1 protein-coding gene is annotated in these 278 nt (G+C 48.2%); it reads left to right on the forward strand.

What is annotated here, in order from left to right; genetic code table 11:
- Positions 1 to 278 (forward strand): MucBP domain-containing protein (locus tag FC26_RS03545; protein WP_162259963.1); only part of this gene is annotated, 278 nt, incomplete at both ends.

Raw genomic sequence — 278 nt, forward strand, 5'->3', positions numbered from 1 at the left:
GTGGACGAAAATGGTAACCAGTTGAGTGCGGATAAAGAAGCCACTGGTATTCAAGGCGACAGCTTTACGGAAGCCGCAGTAGCTATTTCAGGATACACGCCAACACAACGTGAAGTTAGTGGGACGTACAAAGGTAACGTGATGGATTTGACATTCACGTACACGAAAGATGGCGTGACACCAGATGAAAGCCAAACGCCGGTGAAGCTAACGGTGCACTATGTGGATGAGAATGGTAACCAGTTGAGTGCGGACAAAGAAGTCACTGGAACACAAGG

It is taken from the genome of Paucilactobacillus vaccinostercus DSM 20634 (assembly GCF_001436295.1).
Classification (GTDB): Bacteria; Bacillota; Bacilli; order Lactobacillales; family Lactobacillaceae; genus Paucilactobacillus; species Paucilactobacillus vaccinostercus.